Genomic DNA, 255 nt, shown 5'->3' with positions numbered 1-255 from the left:
CCGGCGATGCGTTCCTGGGCGCCGCCGCCGAGCGCGGCGCGGATGGTCGCGTCGTAGGCCTGCCAGGCGGTCAGCCACACGCCGCCGAAGCCGAGCGCCTGCGCGGCCTGCAGCAGCGCGAAGCACACGCAGCCCGCCGTCAGCAGGCGTTCCTGTTCCGGAATCTTGGCGTCGTCCCCGTCGAGCACCGCGACGACCGCGATGACGATGCCGATGACGGTCGAGATCGCCAGGCCCTGCGTCCCGCGCGCACGC

At 74.1% G+C, this 255-nt stretch carries 1 protein-coding gene; it reads right to left on the bottom strand.

Annotated elements, in window-relative coordinates:
• Positions 1-255: nitroreductase family protein (locus SB660_RS22115; RefSeq protein ID WP_486304219.1), on the bottom strand; the 255-nt coding region annotated here is incomplete at both ends.

It is taken from the genome of Bacillus sp. SIMBA_005 (assembly GCF_046535585.1).
In the GTDB taxonomy this organism is placed as follows: Bacteria; Bacillota; Bacilli; order Bacillales; family Bacillaceae; genus Bacillus; species Bacillus pumilus.
This window is presented reverse-complemented; position numbering and strand designations above follow the sequence as displayed.